Source organism: Epilithonimonas sp. 33E, assembly GCF_059372615.1.
The window spans coordinates 3244297-3262999 of sequence record NZ_CM182009.1 but is presented as its reverse complement, the minus strand read 5'-3'; the positions used below and the strand labels follow the sequence as shown (position 1 = coordinate 3262999).

The following is an 18703-nucleotide window of genomic DNA, read 5'->3' as shown; positions in this document are numbered from 1 at the left end:
TAGACGAATAGATAATAGATTCTAAAAAATGAATAACAACAAAGTCAAGATTTTAAAAACAGAAATCTTATCCGATAATTGGTACATGCTTAACAAAGTCACTTTTGAGTATCAGAAGAATAACGGAACGCTGGAAACCCAAAGCAGAGAAGCTTATGACCGAGGAAATGGTGCGACAATTTTACTTTATAACAAAGAATCAACAACCGTAATTCTGACGAAACAATTTCGTTTACCAACTTACATCAATGGCAACGAAGACGGAATGATGATAGAAGCTTGCGCCGGACTTTTGGACAAAGATAACCCGGAAGACTGTATCAAAAGGGAAACGGAAGAGGAATTGGGTTATGAGATTTCGGATGTCAAAAAAGTGTTTGAGGTTTATATGTCGCCGGGTTCGGTAACGGAAATTCTTTATTTTTTCATCGCGGAATATTCCAAATCGATGAAAATCAATGATGGAGGCGGATTAGAAGAAGAACAGGAAGAAATAGAAGTTCTTGAACTCGATATCAATAAAGCGCTTGAAATGATTGACTTGGGCGAAATCAAAGATGCAAAAACGATTATGCTCCTCCAGCACGTAAGACTAAAAGGTATTTTATAGATTTAAAATCAATTCAATTATAAAAAAATTTAAAATGAAAAAATTATTTTTCGGATTATTATTGTCGTCTAACCTTTTCTTTTCCCAGGATTTGAAAGTGATGACTTACAACATCCGGCTGTCTTTGGAAAGTGACAAGGAAAATTCTTGGGACAATAGAAAAAACGATGCTTTGGCATTGATGTCATATTACCATCCGGATTATTTCGGTGTTCAGGAAGCGGTTCCTCAGCAAATGACGGACATCAAAACCAGCCTGAAAGATTATGATTACGTGGGCGTTGGAAGAGATGATGGTAAAAATCAAGGTGAATATTCTGCAATTTTCTATGATAAAACTAAACTGGAAGTCACTAAATCCGGAACATTTTGGTTGAGCGAAACGCCGGAAAAACCTTCCAAAGGCTGGGACGCGGCGTACAATAGAGTTTGTACTTATGCATTTTTTAAAATCAAGAAAACAGGTAAGCAATTCCTTGCGATGAACCTGCATTTTGACCACGTTGGCGATGTTGCTAGGGTGAATTCTGCAAAACTGATTCTTGAAAAAATCAAAGAACTCAACCCGAAAAATCTGCCATTAACTTTAACTGGAGATTTTAATTTAACAGATGATTCTGAACCAATAAAAATTATTTCGAAGTCTTTGGATAATGCTTATTACCACTCGAAAATGCCACATTATGGACCAAAAGGAACGTTTACAGCGTTTGATGTCAACACTGTTCCGAAAGAGAGAATAGATTATATTTTTGTGAAAGGTTTTGATGTGTTGTCCAACAGAACCATCAATGACAGGCGAGAAAATTTGCTATATCCATCTGACCATTTTCCGATCTTGGCAGAGATTAAGTTTAAGAAATAGAAAAGCAAAAATCCTCTTGTGAAAGAGGATTTTTTGTATAGTTGTTAAAGTCTTCGACTCCGCTCAGACTGACAATGTTTCAATTCGATTGTTTTATACGTCTGTCACACTAAGCGGAATCGAAGTGTTTCAGTATTCTTCTATTTATTCCAAACAATCTTCTTAGTCATCACATCACTGGAATTAGTTCCGACCATTATTTCGAAATCGCCGGCTTCCCAATCGTAATTCAGTTCGTCATCGTAGAATTTCAAATCTTCCGGCGTCAATTTGAAAGTAACGGTTTTATTTTCACCTTTCTTCAGGAATATTTTTTGGAAACCTTTCAGTTCTTTGATTGGACGAACTACTTTTCCAAATAGGTCACGAATGTAAAGCTGAACGACTTCTTCACCATCAAAATTGCCTGTGTTGGCAACATTAACATTGATGGTTAAAGTTTGGTCACCTTTAAGATTTTCAGAACTCAGATTGAAATTAGAATATTTAAAATCCGTATAACTCAATCCAAAACCAAAAGGGAATTTCGGGTCGTTGTCCAAATCGATATAAGCCGAGACATAATTTCTTTCAGTGGATTTTTCAGCAGGCCTTCCTGTATTGTAATGGTTGTAATAAACAGGGATTTGACCTTCTGTTCTAGGGAATGTCATTGGCAGTTTTCCACCAGGATTTACATTTCCGAATAGGATATCGGCGATAGAATTTCCGGCTTCTGTTCCTAACCACCAACTGTAAACGATTGTCGAAATATTATCCGCCGCCCAGTCAAAAACCAAAGGTCTTCCTGCATTAATCAAAAGAACGATTGGTTTTCCTGTTTTAGCAATTTCTTTTAGTAATTCTTCCTGAACACCAGAAAAATGAATATTGCTTCGGCTTTTCGCTTCACCACTCATTGCATGTCCTTCGCCAAGCGTCATTATCACAACATCGGCTTTTTTAGCTGTTTCGATGGCTTCTGCAAACATAGATTTGTCTTGGTCATTTTCATTACAGCCTTTGGCGTAAAGTAAAGTTGAATTTTTATCTAATTGATTCTTAATTCCGTCAAATTGAGTCACGATTCTTTGTGCATCATCTTTGAAAGGAACCGACCAGAATCCGTGCATCGCAACCGCTTCTTTTCCGAAAGGACCAATCAATGCAACAGTTTTTGTAGATTTTGAAAGCGGAAGGATTTTCTTCTCGTTCTTTAATAGAACCACACTTTTTGCTCCAAACTCTCTCCCGAATTTTCTGTTCTCAAGATTGTTGGTTTGTTGTTTTTGCCTGTCGTTATTTGAAAATCTGTAAGGATCATCAAACAATCCTAATTCAAATTTTTTAATCAAAATTCTTCTTACGGCATCATCCACGAACTTGATGTCCACTTTTCCTTCTTTTACGAGTTTTGGAAGTTGTTCCATATAGATTCGGCTTTCCATATCCATATCACTTCCTGCAAGAATGGCTTTTTCTCCGGCTTCAGCATTGTCTTTGGCATAGCCGTGCTTTATCATTTCGCCGATACTTCCCCAATCGGAAACCACAAAACCTTTGAAGTTCCATTTCCCTTTTAATAAATCTCGTAAAATATATTTGTTAGCCGTTGCAGGAATACCATTAATGTCATTAAATGAATTCATAAAGGTTGCAACGCCAGCCTCAGCAGCTGCTTTGAAAGGCGGCAAATAAGTTTCGTTGAGTTGTCTCAAACTCATATCCACAGAATTGTAATCTCTTCCGCCAACAGCAGCACCATAAGCCGCAAAATGTTTTGCACAAGCCATTATCGCATCAATATTTCCTAAACCTTTACCTTGGAAACCTTTAATTCTTGCCAATCCGATTTTTGTTCCGAGGTAAGTATCTTCACCGGAGCCTTCCATTACACGTCCCCATCTTGGGTCTCTTGCAATATCCACCATTGGTGCAAATGTCCATTGGATGCCATAAGCAGATGCTTCTATTGCTGCGATCCTTTCAGATTTTTCTATCATTTCCAAATCCCAGCTTGCTGCCTGGCCAAGATTGATAGGAAAAGTTGTTCTGAATCCATGAATCACATCTTGTCCGAAAAGCAATGGAATTTTCAGTCTTGATTCTAATGCTAATTTTTGAAAAGCTCTTGTTTCTTCTGCTCCGGTCACATTCAGCATAGAGCCGACTTTTCCTTGCTTTATTTCTTCTAAAACTTTTTTGGAATTAGAGTTCTGTGGTCCGGTTGCATATTCGAAACCGCTATATTGAACCAGTTGACCTGCTTTTTCTTCCAGAGTCATTTTGGAAATCAGTTCATTGACTTTTTGCTCTATGCTTTTTTGTGCAGAAATGCTAATCGCGAAGATCAGAAACAGGAAGGAAAGGAAATGTTTTTTCATTAGAAAGCTTTTTGTCTCTTTTTGAGAAATTAATATCGTAAAAATAATATTTAATTTCAATATTAATAATATTTAAAACAAAAAAGCCGTTTTCGCAATCTGCAAAAACAGCTGTAAATAATTAAATAGTTAGTTAATAAACTCTTAGACCAGATCTTGCGCCTGTGGATGTAAGCACAGATTGAGTTCTGGCTTTTTGCCCTGCAGAGAACATAAACATTGCAGCGTCATCCACATAATCCATATAGTTCATAAACATAACAGATCTGGAAGTTCCGCTACAAGTATTGTATAAAGGGTAAGTAGGTTTTCCGTAATTAGCTCCTGTTTGAGTTGGCGTATCTGCTACCAGATCATTTCCACAAGATGCATCTCCCCATATATGTCTCAGGTTAAGATAATGTCCGACTTCGTGAGTGGCTGTCCTTCCTAAGTTATAAGGTGCAGTTGCCCCTGTTTTACCAAAATAAGGAGCCGCAATTACTACACCATCATTCCAAAGTCCTGCAGATTCCGGAAAAGTAGCATAACCAAGAATTCCTCCCATATTCCCAACAACCCAAAGATTGAAGTAGCTGCCTGGGCTTGTTGCATCAATTCCGCCTGTAGAAGATTTTTTCATGGCGTCATTGGTTCCCCATTTTGTTTTAGTTGTAGCTTTTCTTACGGTTTTAATTAGGTGAAATCTTACCTGCGTATCACCGGCTTTAACACCGGAAAATTCAGTTGGGATTTTAGAAGCATCTGTGTTGGTTCCGCTAAAATCAGCATTAAGAATAGCAATTTGTTCTGCAATTCTGGCATCAGAAATATTTTCAGCAGAAGTTTTATACAGTACATTGACTACAACGGGAATATCAACAGTTCCGTCCGATAACACTTTTCCGCTGGTGATGAAGTCATGGATTCCTGCTTCGATGTTATTATAACGCTGTCTGGCAGCAGCATCGTTTTTTAATAACTCTGCTCTGATTTCTTCGGAAGGACAAGCACGTCTGGCGGAAACATTTGTGGTAGAGTTTTCGCCAACCAAGGTTTCTGTTTCTGAACTTTGATTACAAGCAGTAAGAATTAATGCAGCAGTGATGTAAAAAAAAGTTTTCTTCATAAGATTATATTTTTAAAATTTTTATCAAATGTATATATTTTTTTCATTTAAATGTATTTTAATTTATAAAATATTTAACAATTATTAGTATGTGTTGAATATTATTTAATTAATCGTTTGTTTAAATTGATTTTATCCCAGAAATAATAAGAATTATATCGCTTATCGATTGGTGAAAATTCTTTCTGGTATAAAAGTTTTATTTTTGGTATTTAAAATTTGAAAAATGAATAAACTATTATTAGTATTGTTGCTGATTGGAACAACGGCTGCAGCTCAGGAATTGTATATGCCGAGAAATATCAAAAAAGCTTATGCTGACGGAACACGTGATATGTCTGGAAAACCAGGGAAAAACTACTGGCAAAACAAAGGAGTTTATAATGTGAACGTAAAAGTGGATGCCAAAACAAAGATTGTTTCCGGTTCCGAAACGATTCAGTATTCTAATAATAGTCCGGATGAGCTAAAGGTTTTAGCGATTCGTTTTGTGAATAATGTCAATAAACCACAATCGGGGAGAGCTGGATATACTCCAAAAGATGCTTTAACGGATGGGCTTAAAATCAAATCCTTCTTTATCAACAGTGAAAAATACAACATTAATAGTGATGACTGGTCAACAGCGGAGGCTGTGAAACTGACCAAACCATTAGCTTCAAAATCCCAAACCGAAATCAAAATCGAATGGGAATATCCGTTGGCGAAAGAAAGTGGAAGAGAGGGACAAATTGATCCCGAAACTTTTTATGTCGCCTATTCTTTCCCGAGAGTTTCGGTTTATGATGATTACAACGGTTGGGATATGTTGCAGCATAACGGCAGACAGGAGTTTTATAATGATTTTAATGATTATTCTTTTTCGATTTCTGCACCGAAGAATTTTGTGGTTTGGTCAACGGGAGATTTCCTGAATCCTGATGAGGTACTTCAGCCGGAATATCTTAAACGTTTCAAAGAATCGTTAAAATCGGATAAAATCATTCATATTGCGAATGCCGAAGAAATGAAATCAGGGAAAGTGACGAAACAGAATGATTGGAATATCTGGAAATTCAGAGCTGATCATATTGTTGATTTTTGTTTTGCGCTAAGCAATCATTATGTTTGGGATGCATCAAGTGTCCAGTTAAAAACCAAAAGGGCTAGTGTGCAGTCTGCTTACAATGCCGGTGCTAAAGATTTTGAACAATATACGGAATGGATGCGTTACAACCTGAAATGGTTTACAGACAATTGGCCAGGTGTTGAATATCCGTTTCCAGTGATGACTGCTATCCAGGGTTACGCTGATATGGAATATCCGATGATGATAAACGATACGAGTATTCCTGATGATCTGCGGGATGCGAGACTGACTGCTGACCACGAGATTGCGCACACTTACTTTCCTTTCTATATGGGCATCAATGAAACACGATATGCTTATATGGACGAGGGATGGGCAACTATGCTGGAATATCTGATTGGCATAGATGAAAACGGAAAAGAAGCTGCAGATCAATTTATGAAAAACTTCCGAGTGAAGCGTTGGATTAATGATGCTTCTACGGAACAAGATCAACCGATTATTATGCTAAGTTCTCAACTTTCTGGTGCAGGTTATGGGAATAATGCGTATGTGAAACCGGCGTTGAGTTATTTGGCTCTGAAGGATTATTTGGGTGATGAATTGTTCAAAAAAGCACTTCATCATTATATGGACAACTGGCACGGGAAGCATCCGATTCCATGGGATTATTTTAATTCTATGAATACTGGTTCCGGGAAGAATCTGAATTGGTTTTTCAACAATTGGTTTTACACGAATAATTATATTGATTTGAAAATCAGTTTCTTTTCTCAGAAAGAGAATCAGACGATTTTAACCGTGGATAATGTTGGTGGCTTTGCGATTCCGTTTGATGTAGTTTTGAATTATGAAGATAATTCTCTGGAGAAAGTTCATTTTACACCAGCAGTTTGGGAGAAAAATCAAAAGTCGGTAAATCTGACGATCCCAACGAAAAGGAAAATTAAATCCATTGGCCTGAATGGAGGTATTTTTATGGATTATACTCCGGATGATAATTTGAAAATGCTTTAATTTTAGTTTAAGTGAATTGATTTCGAATGAAAAAAATTGGTCTTTTATTGATTTTGCTTTTCTTTTCGTCTTGTGTTTCGCAGAAGAATAAAACTATTCAGCAGAATATTCTGACACTGAAAGATAGTTATTGTAAAGCGCCTTTGCAGTACAATTATTCCCAGAAAGTTCCTTCCTATAATTCTGACTCTATTGTTAATGCCAATCAGAAACTCAAGCAATATTTTTCTGACCAAAGCATTTTGATCTTGAATGCTCTGGAAAGTATTGATGAAGCAGAGAAAATTATTGAATTGAAAAAAGATTCGACTCTAAAATCTCAATTAAGAGTGGTTCAGCTGAAAACAAAAATCAATAGTAAAATCAGTATTGCACTGACTGAGTTGGATGCTGTTGCTGCAGAATTTGACTGCGAAGGTGAAAGGGTTGCACAAATGGCCAATTATGTAGACAATATTAACAGCAACCGAAATAATAGATTGATTCTTTTCTCAATTATTACCGGCGCAGTAACCTCTGTTGCAGGCGGTGTTATCAAAGACAATGGTGTGGAAAATGCTGTGAATATCGGTGGTGGTTTGTTGGGAGCTGGGCTGGGTTTGGCAACTTTTAATCCGAAGGGCAAAAAAGTGGAATTCATTCATGAGCGGAATCTTCTGCGTGACATTTGGGAACAAAAATTACAGTCTAAAAATTTTCCCCCGTTCATCTGGTATATGTACACCGAGAAAAAATTTACAGGAAACCGCCAACATTCTATCATAGAGAATATGAAGCAAAGATGGATTCAGTACCAGTTTGACAGCGATGAAAATGCGGCGAATCGATCGGTGAATTTCGGAAACGGCGGACTTTACCGTTCGTCAGATTTGCACAATCGCGCATCGATGCTGAATCAGATGCAGTCTGCAACGAGAACCATTAATCAGAATATTAATTATCTTTTACTGGATTTGGATAAGGTGATTTCTTTGGAATAATCAAAAACCTCAGCCAAAGTAGCTGAGGTTTTCTTGTTTAAAATAGTATTTAATATGAAGAAAAAATTTAACTCTTATTCCACCGGTCTGAAAACCAAACCTGTTTCTTCGAAATAATCCAAAGTGATTCTGTCGCCGTCATTTACATTCCCGGCCAAAATCTCTCTTGATAATTTATTCAAGACTTCCTGTTGGATTACTCTTTTTAATGGTCTTGCTCCGAAAGCTGGATCATATCCTTTATTCATCAGGTAATCTACGGCATCCTGAGTTGCAGTCATGATGATATTTCGTTTTGCTAACATATCATTGAATCCTCTCAACTGATAGGTTACAATTTTTCCGATCTCTTTTTTTCTTAAAGGTTGGAATAATACAACCTCATCAATTCTGTTCAGGAATTCCGGACGCAATGTCTGTTTCAATAAATCGAAAACTTCATCTTTTGTTTTGTCAACAATTTCATCCTGATTTTCATCGGTGATATTCTCAAAATTCTCCTGAATCAGGTGTGAACCTAAATTCGAAGTCATAATGATAATCGAGTTTTTGAAATTTACCACTCTACCTTTATTATCCGTCAATCTTCCGTCATCCAAAACCTGTAATAAAGTATTGAAAACGTCAGGATGCGCTTTTTCAATTTCATCTAAAAGCACCACAGAATAAGGTCTTCTTCTTACTGCTTCGGTCAACTGACCGCCTTCATCATAACCCACATATCCCGGAGGCGCACCCACCAATCTCGAAACACTGTGACGTTCCTGATATTCGCTCATATCAATTCTCGTCATATTGTTCTCATCATCGAATAAAAACTCTGCCAATGCTTTTGCCAGCTCGGTTTTTCCGACTCCGGTTGTTCCTAAGAATAAGAATGAACCGATTGGTTTTTTATCATCACTTAATCCAGCTCTGTTTCTTCTGATCGCATCCGCAACCGCCTGAATCGCTTCATCCTGTCCTACAACTCTGTGATGAAGTTCAGTTTCAAGATTTAATAATTTCTCTCTTTCAGATTGAAGGAGCTTTGTAACCGGAATTCCTGTCCATTTTGCGATCACCTCAGAAATGTTTTCAGAAGTTACTTCTTCCTTAATTAGTTCATTCTGATGGTTTTGCATTTCAAGTTCTACCTTAGAAAGCTCTTCTTCCTTTTCACGAAGTTTGCCATACTGGATTTCCGCTACTTTTGCATAATCTCCTGCTCTGGAAGCTCTTTCTGCTTCTAATTTCAGAGATTCTATATCTTTTTTGATCTGGGTTAAGTCCTCAGATTTTTGTTTTTCTTTCAGCCATTTTGCATTGATTTCATTTCTCTGCTCAGAAATTTTCGAAATATCTTCTTTTAAATGATCGATTTTCGTCTGATTTCCTTCTCTTGAAATCGCCGCCAATTCAATTTCCATCTGCATCAGTTTTCTGTCTAAAACATCCAGCTCTTCAGGTTTTGAATTGATTTCCATTCTTAATTTCGCAGAAGCTTCATCAATCAAGTCGATCGCTTTATCCGGTAAAAATCGGTCGGAAATATATCGCTGAGACATTTCTACGGCAGCAATAATCGCTTCATCTTTGATTCTTACTTTATGATGCGCCTCGTATTTATCTTTAATTCCTCGAAGAATGGAAATTGCTGATTCTGTATCGGGTTCTTCTACCATCACTTTCTGGAAACGTCTTTCCAATGCTTTATCTTTTTCGAAATATTTTTGATATTCGTTTAAAGTCGTTGCACCGATGGCTCTTAATTCACCTCTTGCCAAAGCTGGTTTTAAAATATTTGCGGCATCCATCGCGCCTTCACCGCCTCCGGCTCCTACCAAAGTATGGATCTCGTCGATGAAAAGAATAATCTGGCCGTCAGATTTAATAACTTCATTAACTACCGATTTTAAACGCTCTTCAAATTCACCTTTGTATTTGGCGCCGGCGATCAAAGCTCCCATATCCAATGAATATAAAGTCTTATCCATAAGGTTTTCAGGAACGTCGCCGCTGATAATTCTGTGGGCGATTCCTTCAGCGATCGCAGTTTTACCAACACCGGGTTCACCAATCAGAATCGGATTGTTTTTAGTTCTTCTTGAAAGGATCTGCAAAACTCTCCTGATCTCTTCATCACGCCCGATTACAGGGTCAAGTTTCCCTTCTGCTGCTAATTCATTGAAGTTTTTAGCATATTTATTTAAGGACTGATAAGTTTCTTCCGAACTTGCAGAAGTTGCTTTTGAGCCTTTTCTTAATTCTTTAATTCCGCCTTCCAAAAGTTTTTTGGTAACGCCCATATCTTTAAGCATTTTCGAAACTTCTGAATTTGTTTCCAAAAGAGAAAGCCATAAATGTTCGATCGTTACATATTCATCGCCCATTTTTTTAGCGATGTTGGGTGCATCAAGCAATACTTTGTTTGCCGATTGTGAAAGATAAATATTTCCTCCCTGTACTTTGGGAAGCTTTTCTAAATTTTCGCGGTTGCGCTCTCGTACCAAAGCAGCGTCTGCTTCAGATTTTTTCAATAAGAAAGGCGATATATTTTCATCCACCTGGAAAATTCCTTCAAGGAGATGTTGAGGTTCAATCTGCTGATTGCCAAATTCCATCGCCACTTGTTGTGCAGCCTGGATGGCCTCTTGTGATTTTACAGTATATTGGTTTAAGTTCATAATATTTTAGTTGATTGTTGTTGGTTTATAGTTGATTGATTAATACAAAATTTATACAATTATCAATTTGAAAACAATGATTTTTGTTTTGTCAAAAAACATTAAGATCAAAGTTGCTAATTCTAATCTTAATGCTTCATCAATCATTTAATTCTGAAACCTTAATCACAAAAAGTGTTCTATTGATGAATTTTTAAAAATTAAGGACAAAATTTCCGAATTGTTTAATTTTGCATTAATTTAAAGAGACAAAATTTCCGAAAGTTTAGAATTTAGATTAAAAATAATTGTCAATTTGTAACAGGTTTTTGAAAACATTCATCATTATTTTAATTCGGGATTTTTATTTTATAAATTTGAGTGAATAAAATCTGGACTTGAATCGTCTTATCTTAATTTTCTTTTTAGTTTTTACGACTCCATTTTGTTTTGGCCAAAAGCAAAATCAGGAAGACCTGTCTGGTGCTGAGACTTTGGATAAAAGTAAAATTTCGTCTGAGCAAATCATTAGACAAAGTCTTAAAAAATTGGAACAACCGATTTCTGACGAAGAGAAGTATGAAGTTCGGATGAAAATGGCAGATGCTTATCTGAAAATCGGAAAACCTGATTTTGCAAAGTCAACTGAAATGCTTTTCAAAGCCAAAGAAATTGCTGAGAAATTAGACAATCCAAAGCTTAAAGCAAAAATCTACGGGTCAATTGCTAATCAATATTCGTTTCTCAACTTTCCTGAAAAAATAAAGCCTTATCTCGATTTGTCGAAGCACGAACTGGATCATTTTCCAAATGGTTATGAAAAGAATTTTCTCACAGCACGTTTGTTTATTGAATATGGCAATTTAAAAGCAGATCAAGAAAATTTTACAGAAGCGAAGAAAGATTATCAGCAAGCTCTTAAATTTTTGCAGATGAATGGAACTTTCAACAAAAAGGATATTTTCCAGTATCGCAGAGCATTTTATAATATCGGTGTTTCTTATGCTTATCTGAAGCAAAATGATTCCGCTGAGTATTTTCTGAATAAAGCTTTGGCAATTCGTGATAATGAAAATAAAGAACTTAAATATTTTATTTATAACAATTTAGCTAAAGTTTATGCTGCTAAAAATGAGCATCAAAGAGCAATAGATTCTTTGGAAACAGTTCTGAAAGAAGATGCTTTTAAAGATAACCGGTTAAAAGCTGATATGTACAAAAAACTGATTGCTTCTTACAAAGCCTTGAATAGTCACGATAAATATATTGAGTACTCTGAGAAACTTTTGGACCTGGAGCCGGATGTTAAAAAGAATAATCTTAATGCTATTAATACAGCCGTTTCAGAAGAACAAAAAAATCTGCTGGAGAAAATTTCTGATAAAGAAGGCTATAATCAACTTCTGATTTTTGGTTGTGGTTTATTGGTTTTGATTGGAGGAATGAGTATTTTTTATATCAATCAGAAAAGAAGGAAAGAAAAAATTCTTTATCAAAACTTCATCACCAATCTTGAGAAACAAGAAGTAAAAGAAACTCCAGAATCGAAAGAAATTATTCAACCGGAAATTGAGCAAAAAGAAAAACCAACTTTCTCGATTCCAAGTTCTGCTGAGTCCAATATTTTAGAAAAATTAGATAAGTTTGAAGAGTCGGCGAAATTTACCAATTCAAAACTGACGGTTGCAAGTCTGGCGGTGATGTTCAAAACCAATCCGACCTATCTCTCGGAAACGATTAAAAAACATAAAGAGAAAAACTTCAATCAATATCTCAACGAGCTTCGGATAAACTATATCTGTAAGCAAATCAACGAGCGTCCGGAATTTCTCAATTATAAAATTAGTTATTTGGGAGAACAAGCCGGGTTTTCTTCCCATAGTTCTTTTACAACGGTTTTTAAAAATGTCACAGGGATTTCTCCATCCGCTTTTTTGAGAGAAGCGGAAAAGAAACATAGGGATATTTAATCTTTTATTTATCAGTGATTTAAGATCTGTTTTTATTTTTCGAAATATCATATTTCGAAAATGTTTTACTATTTTTTAATTCTTAAAGTATATACATTTACTTCACCAATGAGATAAAATATTGTTATGGTTGATGAGATTATCTCATTGTATTTTATTAAATCTTAAAAAATTAATTATGAAGAAAATTGTATTTTTTGTGTCGGCATTAGGCTCGATATTTACCTTTTCACAGAATTTAGGTTACGGAAATTCTGTTTCCCAATCATTATCCGGAGAAGTTAAATCTCAAACTAAATTAACTGCAAAAGCAGAAAGCTGTAATGCCATTGTTGTCAATGATACAGATGAAGAGAACGGTGTTTTCATCATCGGAAATGGTGGGCAAAAGGCGGCTGTTGATATTCCGATCGAAGCTAATCAAACGATTAAAATCAATAGTATCGTTGTAACGCTCTCCAGTAAATTTCCACCAACATTTGTCAATTTTGTTTTTTATAATAATATTCTTTCCACTCCGGAAGATCCGGAAGACCCAAGAAGAAATATTCCGAACCAACAGATTCTGCAGATTACTGACAGCACTATCGAGTCTTATGAAGAAGTTGGCTATGAACCGTTGCATGAATTTGTTGTAAGAAAAATAAAAGTGAAGCTAGCAAATCCGATCCTTTTGAATGGGACAATGTCTGACGGAAGAATTTGGTTCGGAGTAAAGTCTGATGCCAATGCCTGGTCCACAACAGGTCATTTTGATACCGGCGAAGGAGTAATTGGAGAAAGCGTAGCAATGGGAGGTAATAATTTCGACTGGTTTCAGCTGGTGAATATGGAAGGTTTATATGAGCTTCAGGCGGAGTGTGATATTTTGAATGTTTCCGATGCTGATTTCAATTCTAAAATTGGAATCTATCCGAATCCGGCTCAGGATTATTTCGAATTCAAGGGCTTAAGTGGAACTAAGATTGTTTCAACAAATATCTACTCAACTAATGGAAGTCTTATTAAATCAATTAGTTCCAATGATACTAAAATTAATATCAGTCATCTAAAAAATGGAGTTTATATTGTCCAGACTAAAACCGAAAACGGAAATACTTTTACCAATAAGCTGATAAAAAAGTAACTCATATTTTAAATTATTATAGAAGTCAGGGGTTTTCTTCTGACTTTTTTGCAATTAATATTACATTATATCTATTTTTTGTGTAACAGAATTATTTAATTCGTTTAAAAATTCATAATTTGCAGAAAAATAATATTATATGAAAAAATATCTATTATTCTCTGTATTTGCTTTGCCGTTTTTGGGATTCAGTCAATGGTCAAAGGTCAGTAATTTTACAGGTAAACAAGTAAAAGAAGAGTTTGCAAATCTTCAGGAAAAACAGCTTTTTTCACTAAATAAAGATGCTTTGATTTCCAAATTGCAAAATGCGCCTCAAAAATTTTCAGGACAAAAAGGTATTGAAATTCTGATGCCTGATGAAAAAGGACAACTGCAAAAGTTCCAAGTATGGGAATATTCTAACTTCTCACCAGAGTTACAGGCTCAGTTCCCAAATATCAGATCGTACATGGGAATTGGGATTACAGATCCTACTGCATATTTAAGATTCAGTATTTCTGATCTTGGAGTATCCTCAACAATGCTGAAAAGTGGCGGATCAAGTTTTATTGAACCCTATGCACAAGGTAGTAATGTATATGCTGCTTATGAGTCTACGTCCAGACTATTAGATGAAAAAGAAGCTTTTGTATGCAGTACTATGAATGAGATGGCTGACGAGGCAGATGTACATACTACCGGAAAATCTAATAATCAGGTGTATAAAACTTTCAGACTGGCAATGTCTGCTCAGGCAGAATATTCACAATATCACATTACAAGAGCTAATGCAGGATCAGCAACAGATGCAGAAAAGAAAGCTGTAGTGCTTGCGGCAATCAATAATACTGTGAATCGTGTCAACTCTCTCTATGAAAAAGATCTTGCCGTTCACTTTAATTTGATTCCTAATAATTTGGATATCATTTATCTGGATGCAACAACAGATCCTTATACTACATCCGGATCATATAATTCACAGGTTCAATCTGCAATAACATCTGCAATAGGGGCTGCCAATTATGATATAGGACACCTTTTAGCCTATGACAGTCCAAATGGTAATGCAGGCTGTATTGGTTGTATCTGTACCAACAGCAGTAAGGGATCTGCTTTTACGTCACATTATATTCCAGTAAGCGATATTTTTGATATTGATTATGTTGCTCACGAAATGGGGCATCAGGTTGGAGCCAACCATACACATACCTACAGTGGTTCAGAAGGATCCGGAGTGCAAGTGGAGGTAGGAAGTGGAAACACAATTATGGCTTACACCGGTATCACGGGTCAATATGATACTCAGTTCAATTCTAATGATTTTTTCACTTATAGAAATATTCAGCAAATTCAAAATAATCTTGCGAATAAAGCATGTGCGGTTAATACACCCATAGTTAATACACCTCCTGTTGTAGATGCAGGTCCGGATGTAACTATTCCTATCAGTACGCCTTTTGTATTGAAAGGTACAGTTACTGATGCAGAAAATGACCCTATGACTTATGTTTGGGAGCAAAATAATTCTGCTTCAGGAACTGCTCAGTTTACGACAGGCTCTTATGCTTCACCTACGAAAGCGGGAGGACCTAATTTCAAAATGTTTCCACCAAAATCAACAACTGTAAGATACTTTCCAGAATATGGGAAAGTTCTGGCTGGTGTTAATGCTACAAGATGGGAAGCTCTTTCCAGTGTGGCAAGAACACTTGATTTTACATTAACGGCAAGAGATAACTCTCCGAATGGTCAGCAAACACAGACTGATGCTATGAAAATTACTGTTAGTGCTGCAGCTGGACCATTTGTAGTAACAGCACCAGTATTTGGAGATGCGCTTACATCTGGTAATACTTATAACGTTAAGTGGAATGTTGCCAATACCAATGTTGCTCCGGTAAATACTACAACCGTTAATATTAAATTATCAACAGACGGAGGTAAAACTTGGAGCACTATTGCTGCAAATACTGCAAATGATGGTGATGAGACCGTTACAATTCCTGCAGGATCTACAACAGCGAATGCTTATATAATGATTGAAGCTGTAAACAACATTTATTTTGCAATGAGTTCCAGTTTTGTTATCGATTACAGCGTGAACGGAGAAGTTTGTAATACTTACAGTTATACAGGTCCGGCTGTTGATATCAATGATGGGACGGGAACTACAAGCGGTCCAATTTCTTCACCACAAGTATTAGTTCCGATCAATGTTGCGGATAGCGGTGTTATTACAAAAATAAGAGTTAAACCAATTATTGAACATCCAAGAACGAGCCAGATTGTAGTTGGAATAGAAGGTCCGTTGGGACAGACGGCTTGGCTATGGAATAGAAAATGTACAAGTTCCGGAATTAACGCTACTTTTAGCGATGAAGGTTCAGCTTATGTCTGCGCTTCTCCAATTTCTGGAACAGTAAAACCAGACGAAGCTCTTAATATTTTTAAAGGAAACGATACTAAAGGTACTTGGAACCTATTTGCATCTGATAATGTAAGAAATCTTGCTGGTAAAATTACTAGCTGGTCTTTAGAGCTTTGTACAAGAGATTCTCAAGCATTGGCGGTAAACGAAAGTGCTTTCAATTCTAATAATATTAAAGTTTATCCTAATCCTTCAAATGGAAACTTCTTTATCAAATCCAAAGATCTTGGCGGAAATGCCAATGTGACTATCTATGATATGAATGGTAGAGTAGTTCACAACTCAGGTTTCAATGTAATAACTGGCGAGTCAACAAATGAATTCAATGTTAATTTGACGAAAGGTGTTTACTTATTGAAAGTAACTTCTCCAAAAGCTAATTATACTCAAAAATTAATCATCAAATAGTCTTGATTAATTATAATTTTTAAAGCCGATCATCACTGATCGGCTTTTGTTATTTTGAGAATAGAATTTTATTTAATCCTTTCAATAAAATATATTAAATTGCTAATATTTAAAAAGTAAAACTATGTACTCACAAATAGAGATAGATGCTCAGTTCGAAGGAAAACTGCAACTGATTTACCTGAACCAGCCCGAAAGTTATAACAGTCTTACCCAAGTGATGCTTGGAGAATTGCGGAATGCAGTTCACAAATTCAGCAATGACGGTAATGTGAGATGTATTGCAATTGCTGGGAAAGGAAAAGCTTTTTGCGCCGGTCAGAACCTGAAGGAAGCTTTGGGTTTCGATGAGGATGATAGAACAATCCAGAGATTTGTGATCGAATATTATAATCCCTTGGTTCTTGAAATTGTTAAGTGTAAAAAACCGGTAATAGCTTTGGTCAACGGACCTGCAGTTGGAGCAGGTGCAATGCTGGCTTCGATATGTGATTTTACTTTGGCGACAGAAAGCTCTTATTTCTCTTTTGCTTTTGCCAATATCGGTTTGATTCCTGATACTGCCGGGACATATTATCTACCCAAATTAGTAGGAAGGCAATTAGCAAGTTATTTGTCTTTCACGGGTAAAAAGGTTCCTGCAACAGAAGCTAAAAAAATTGGTCTGGTTGCTGATGTCTTTGCAGATTCGGAATTTGTGGAGAAATCTATGGAAGTTTTGACTCAGCTTTCCCATGCTGCAACAACAGCTCTTTATTTGACCAAAAAAGCTTTTAATAAATCTTACAACTTTACATTGAACGAACAACTGGACTATGAATCCATTATCCAGCAAGATGCAGCAGAAACCGAAGATTTCAAGGAAGGTGTTGCCGCTTTCATCGAGAAACGTTTGCCAAATTACAAAGGGAAATAAGTTTGAATGTTTGAGAATCGGAGAACTTTAGAGATTAAAGAAATTTTATCATTTATCAATCACAAGTATAATTTATGAATGCTCGCGAAACGGCAGAATATATGTTTGAGAAAGATTTGTTTTCTCAATGGCTCGGAATTGAACTGACCGAAATCAAAGATAATTACTGTCTTATAAAAATGCCAATCAAATCGGAGATGATTAATGGACTTGGAACTGTTCACGGCGGCGTTACATTTGCTTTTGCAGATTCGGCGTTGGCGTTTTCTTCCAACAATAGTGGTGAAGCTGCGGTGGCGCTCAATTGTTATATCAATTTCACAAAAGCTGCAAAAAATGGCGATGTTCTAACTGCTGAAAGTATCCTTTTGAACGATACTAGGAAAACGGCTATTTATGATATTACAATCAAGAATCAGAATGATGAGGTTATAGCAGGTTTCCGTGGTACGGTTTATAAAATAGGTAAGAAAGTTACGGAACTTGAAGTTTTATAAGAAAATAAAATGTAAAAACTTCAAAATTTATTTTGGAGTTTTAAAATAAATTATAACTTTGTAATTCAAAGTTCTTTTTATGGAATCGAAAAATTACCAAGATGAATTAGCACATATCCGTCAAATGATGGAGCGCAGTTCGAGATTTATTTCATTGAGTGGCTTGTCCGGTGTTGTTGCAGGCATTGTTGCGCTTCTGGGTTCCATTTATGTTTACTTCATTTTCCAGAGAGAGGGCGTTGATTATTTTGATGGAGAAAGAAACATTTATACGCCAGCTTTAGCTCAGGAACTGTTCTTTGTTGCTTTGGTAATTTTGGTCTTGGCAATTTCCAGCGGTTATATTTTCACAGCAAGAAAGAGTAAAAAGAAAAACCTTAAAGTTTGGGATTCTATTACCAAAAGACTCTTAGCCAACTTTGCAATTCCATTAGTTACGGGTGGATTTTTTTGCATTGCGCTTTGGTATCATCATTATTTTCCTTTAATTGCGCCGTCAATGCTCATTTTTTATGGATTAAGTTTGATTAATGCTGAAAGATATACTTTAAGTGATGTTAAATATCTTGGAATCTGCGAAGTCATTTTAGGAATAATTGCATTATTTTGGTTGGGTTGGGGATTGATTTTTTGGGCGGTAGGTTTTGGATTTCTGCATATTTTTTATGGGATTTTGATGTATAGAAAGTATGATTAACCTTTTTAATGTCATCAATTAT

Annotated in this window: 13 protein-coding genes; 10 read left to right on the top strand and 3 right to left on the bottom strand. The window is 36.1% G+C overall.

What is annotated here, in order from left to right:
* The first annotated feature begins 28 nt into the window (after positions 1–28).
* A complete protein-coding gene (gene nudK / locus AC5P2S_RS14905) occupies positions 29–610 on the top strand; it encodes a GDP-mannose pyrophosphatase NudK (protein WP_494555440.1) in 582 nt (193 codons plus the stop codon).
* Between the two features lie 34 nt (positions 611–644).
* Positions 645–1475 carry an endonuclease/exonuclease/phosphatase family protein gene (locus tag AC5P2S_RS14900; RefSeq protein ID WP_283416887.1) on the top strand — a complete coding sequence of 277 codons (831 nt, stop codon included), beginning with the start codon at positions 645–647 and terminating at the stop codon, positions 1473–1475.
* Positions 1476–1615: 140 nt separating this feature from the next.
* On the opposite strand, the gene bglX is transcribed toward AC5P2S_RS14900, so the two are convergent.
* Together bglX and AC5P2S_RS14890 are read right to left on the bottom strand one after the other, a co-directional pair.
* Positions 1616–3838: a beta-glucosidase BglX gene (gene bglX / locus AC5P2S_RS14895; RefSeq protein WP_494555439.1), complete on the bottom strand. Its 2223-nt coding sequence runs from the start codon at positions 3836–3838 to the stop codon at positions 1616–1618.
* A 133-nt stretch (positions 3839–3971) separates the two neighbouring features.
* A complete protein-coding gene (locus tag AC5P2S_RS14890; RefSeq protein ID WP_494555438.1) occupies positions 3972–4946 on the bottom strand; it encodes a M43 family zinc metalloprotease in 975 nt (324 codons plus the stop codon).
* A 226-nt stretch (positions 4947–5172) separates the two neighbouring features.
* On the opposite strand from AC5P2S_RS14890, the gene AC5P2S_RS14885 reads away from it, so the two are divergent.
* On the top strand, positions 5173–7032 hold the full coding sequence (locus AC5P2S_RS14885; RefSeq protein WP_494555437.1) for a M1 family metallopeptidase: 1860 nt from the start codon (positions 5173–5175) through the stop codon (positions 7030–7032).
* 26 nt (positions 7033–7058) lie between these two features.
* Positions 7059–8012, top strand: coding sequence for a hypothetical protein (locus tag AC5P2S_RS14880; protein WP_494555436.1), 954 nt, complete (start codon positions 7059–7061; stop codon positions 8010–8012).
* Between the two features lie 74 nt (positions 8013–8086).
* Here AC5P2S_RS14880 and clpB read toward each other — a convergent pair whose 3' ends face one another.
* The gene (gene clpB / locus AC5P2S_RS14875; RefSeq protein ID WP_494555435.1) at positions 8087–10678 is read right to left on the bottom strand and encodes an ATP-dependent chaperone ClpB; all 2592 of its coding nucleotides are present in this window, start codon (positions 10676–10678) and stop codon (positions 8087–8089) included.
* A gap of 377 nt (positions 10679–11055) precedes the next feature.
* Between clpB and AC5P2S_RS14870 the strand changes: the two genes are divergently transcribed.
* The 6 genes from AC5P2S_RS14870 to AC5P2S_RS14845 all read left to right on the top strand — a co-directional run bounded on the left by AC5P2S_RS14870 (position 11056) and on the right by AC5P2S_RS14845 (position 18681).
* A complete protein-coding gene (locus AC5P2S_RS14870; RefSeq protein ID WP_494555434.1) occupies positions 11056–12627 on the top strand; it encodes a helix-turn-helix domain-containing protein in 1572 nt (523 codons plus the stop codon).
* A gap of 178 nt (positions 12628–12805) precedes the next feature.
* Positions 12806–13753 carry a T9SS type A sorting domain-containing protein gene (locus tag AC5P2S_RS14865; protein ID WP_494555433.1) on the top strand — a complete coding sequence of 316 codons (948 nt, stop codon included), beginning with the start codon at positions 12806–12808 and terminating at the stop codon, positions 13751–13753.
* A 139-nt stretch (positions 13754–13892) separates the two neighbouring features.
* Positions 13893–16571, top strand: a complete 2679-nt coding sequence (locus AC5P2S_RS14860) for a reprolysin-like metallopeptidase (RefSeq protein WP_494555432.1) — start codon at positions 13893–13895, stop codon at positions 16569–16571.
* Positions 16572–16695: 124 nt separating this feature from the next.
* Complete coding sequence (locus tag AC5P2S_RS14855) at positions 16696–17487, top strand: enoyl-CoA hydratase/isomerase family protein (RefSeq protein ID WP_494555431.1); 792 nt, start codon at positions 16696–16698, stop codon at positions 17485–17487.
* Positions 17488–17561: 74 nt separating this feature from the next.
* Positions 17562–17984, top strand: coding sequence for a PaaI family thioesterase (locus AC5P2S_RS14850; RefSeq protein WP_494555430.1), 423 nt, complete (start codon positions 17562–17564; stop codon positions 17982–17984).
* 79 nt (positions 17985–18063) lie between these two features.
* On the top strand, positions 18064–18681 hold the full coding sequence (locus AC5P2S_RS14845; protein WP_494555429.1) for a hypothetical protein: 618 nt from the start codon (positions 18064–18066) through the stop codon (positions 18679–18681).
* The last annotated feature ends 22 nt before the right edge of the window (positions 18682–18703 follow it).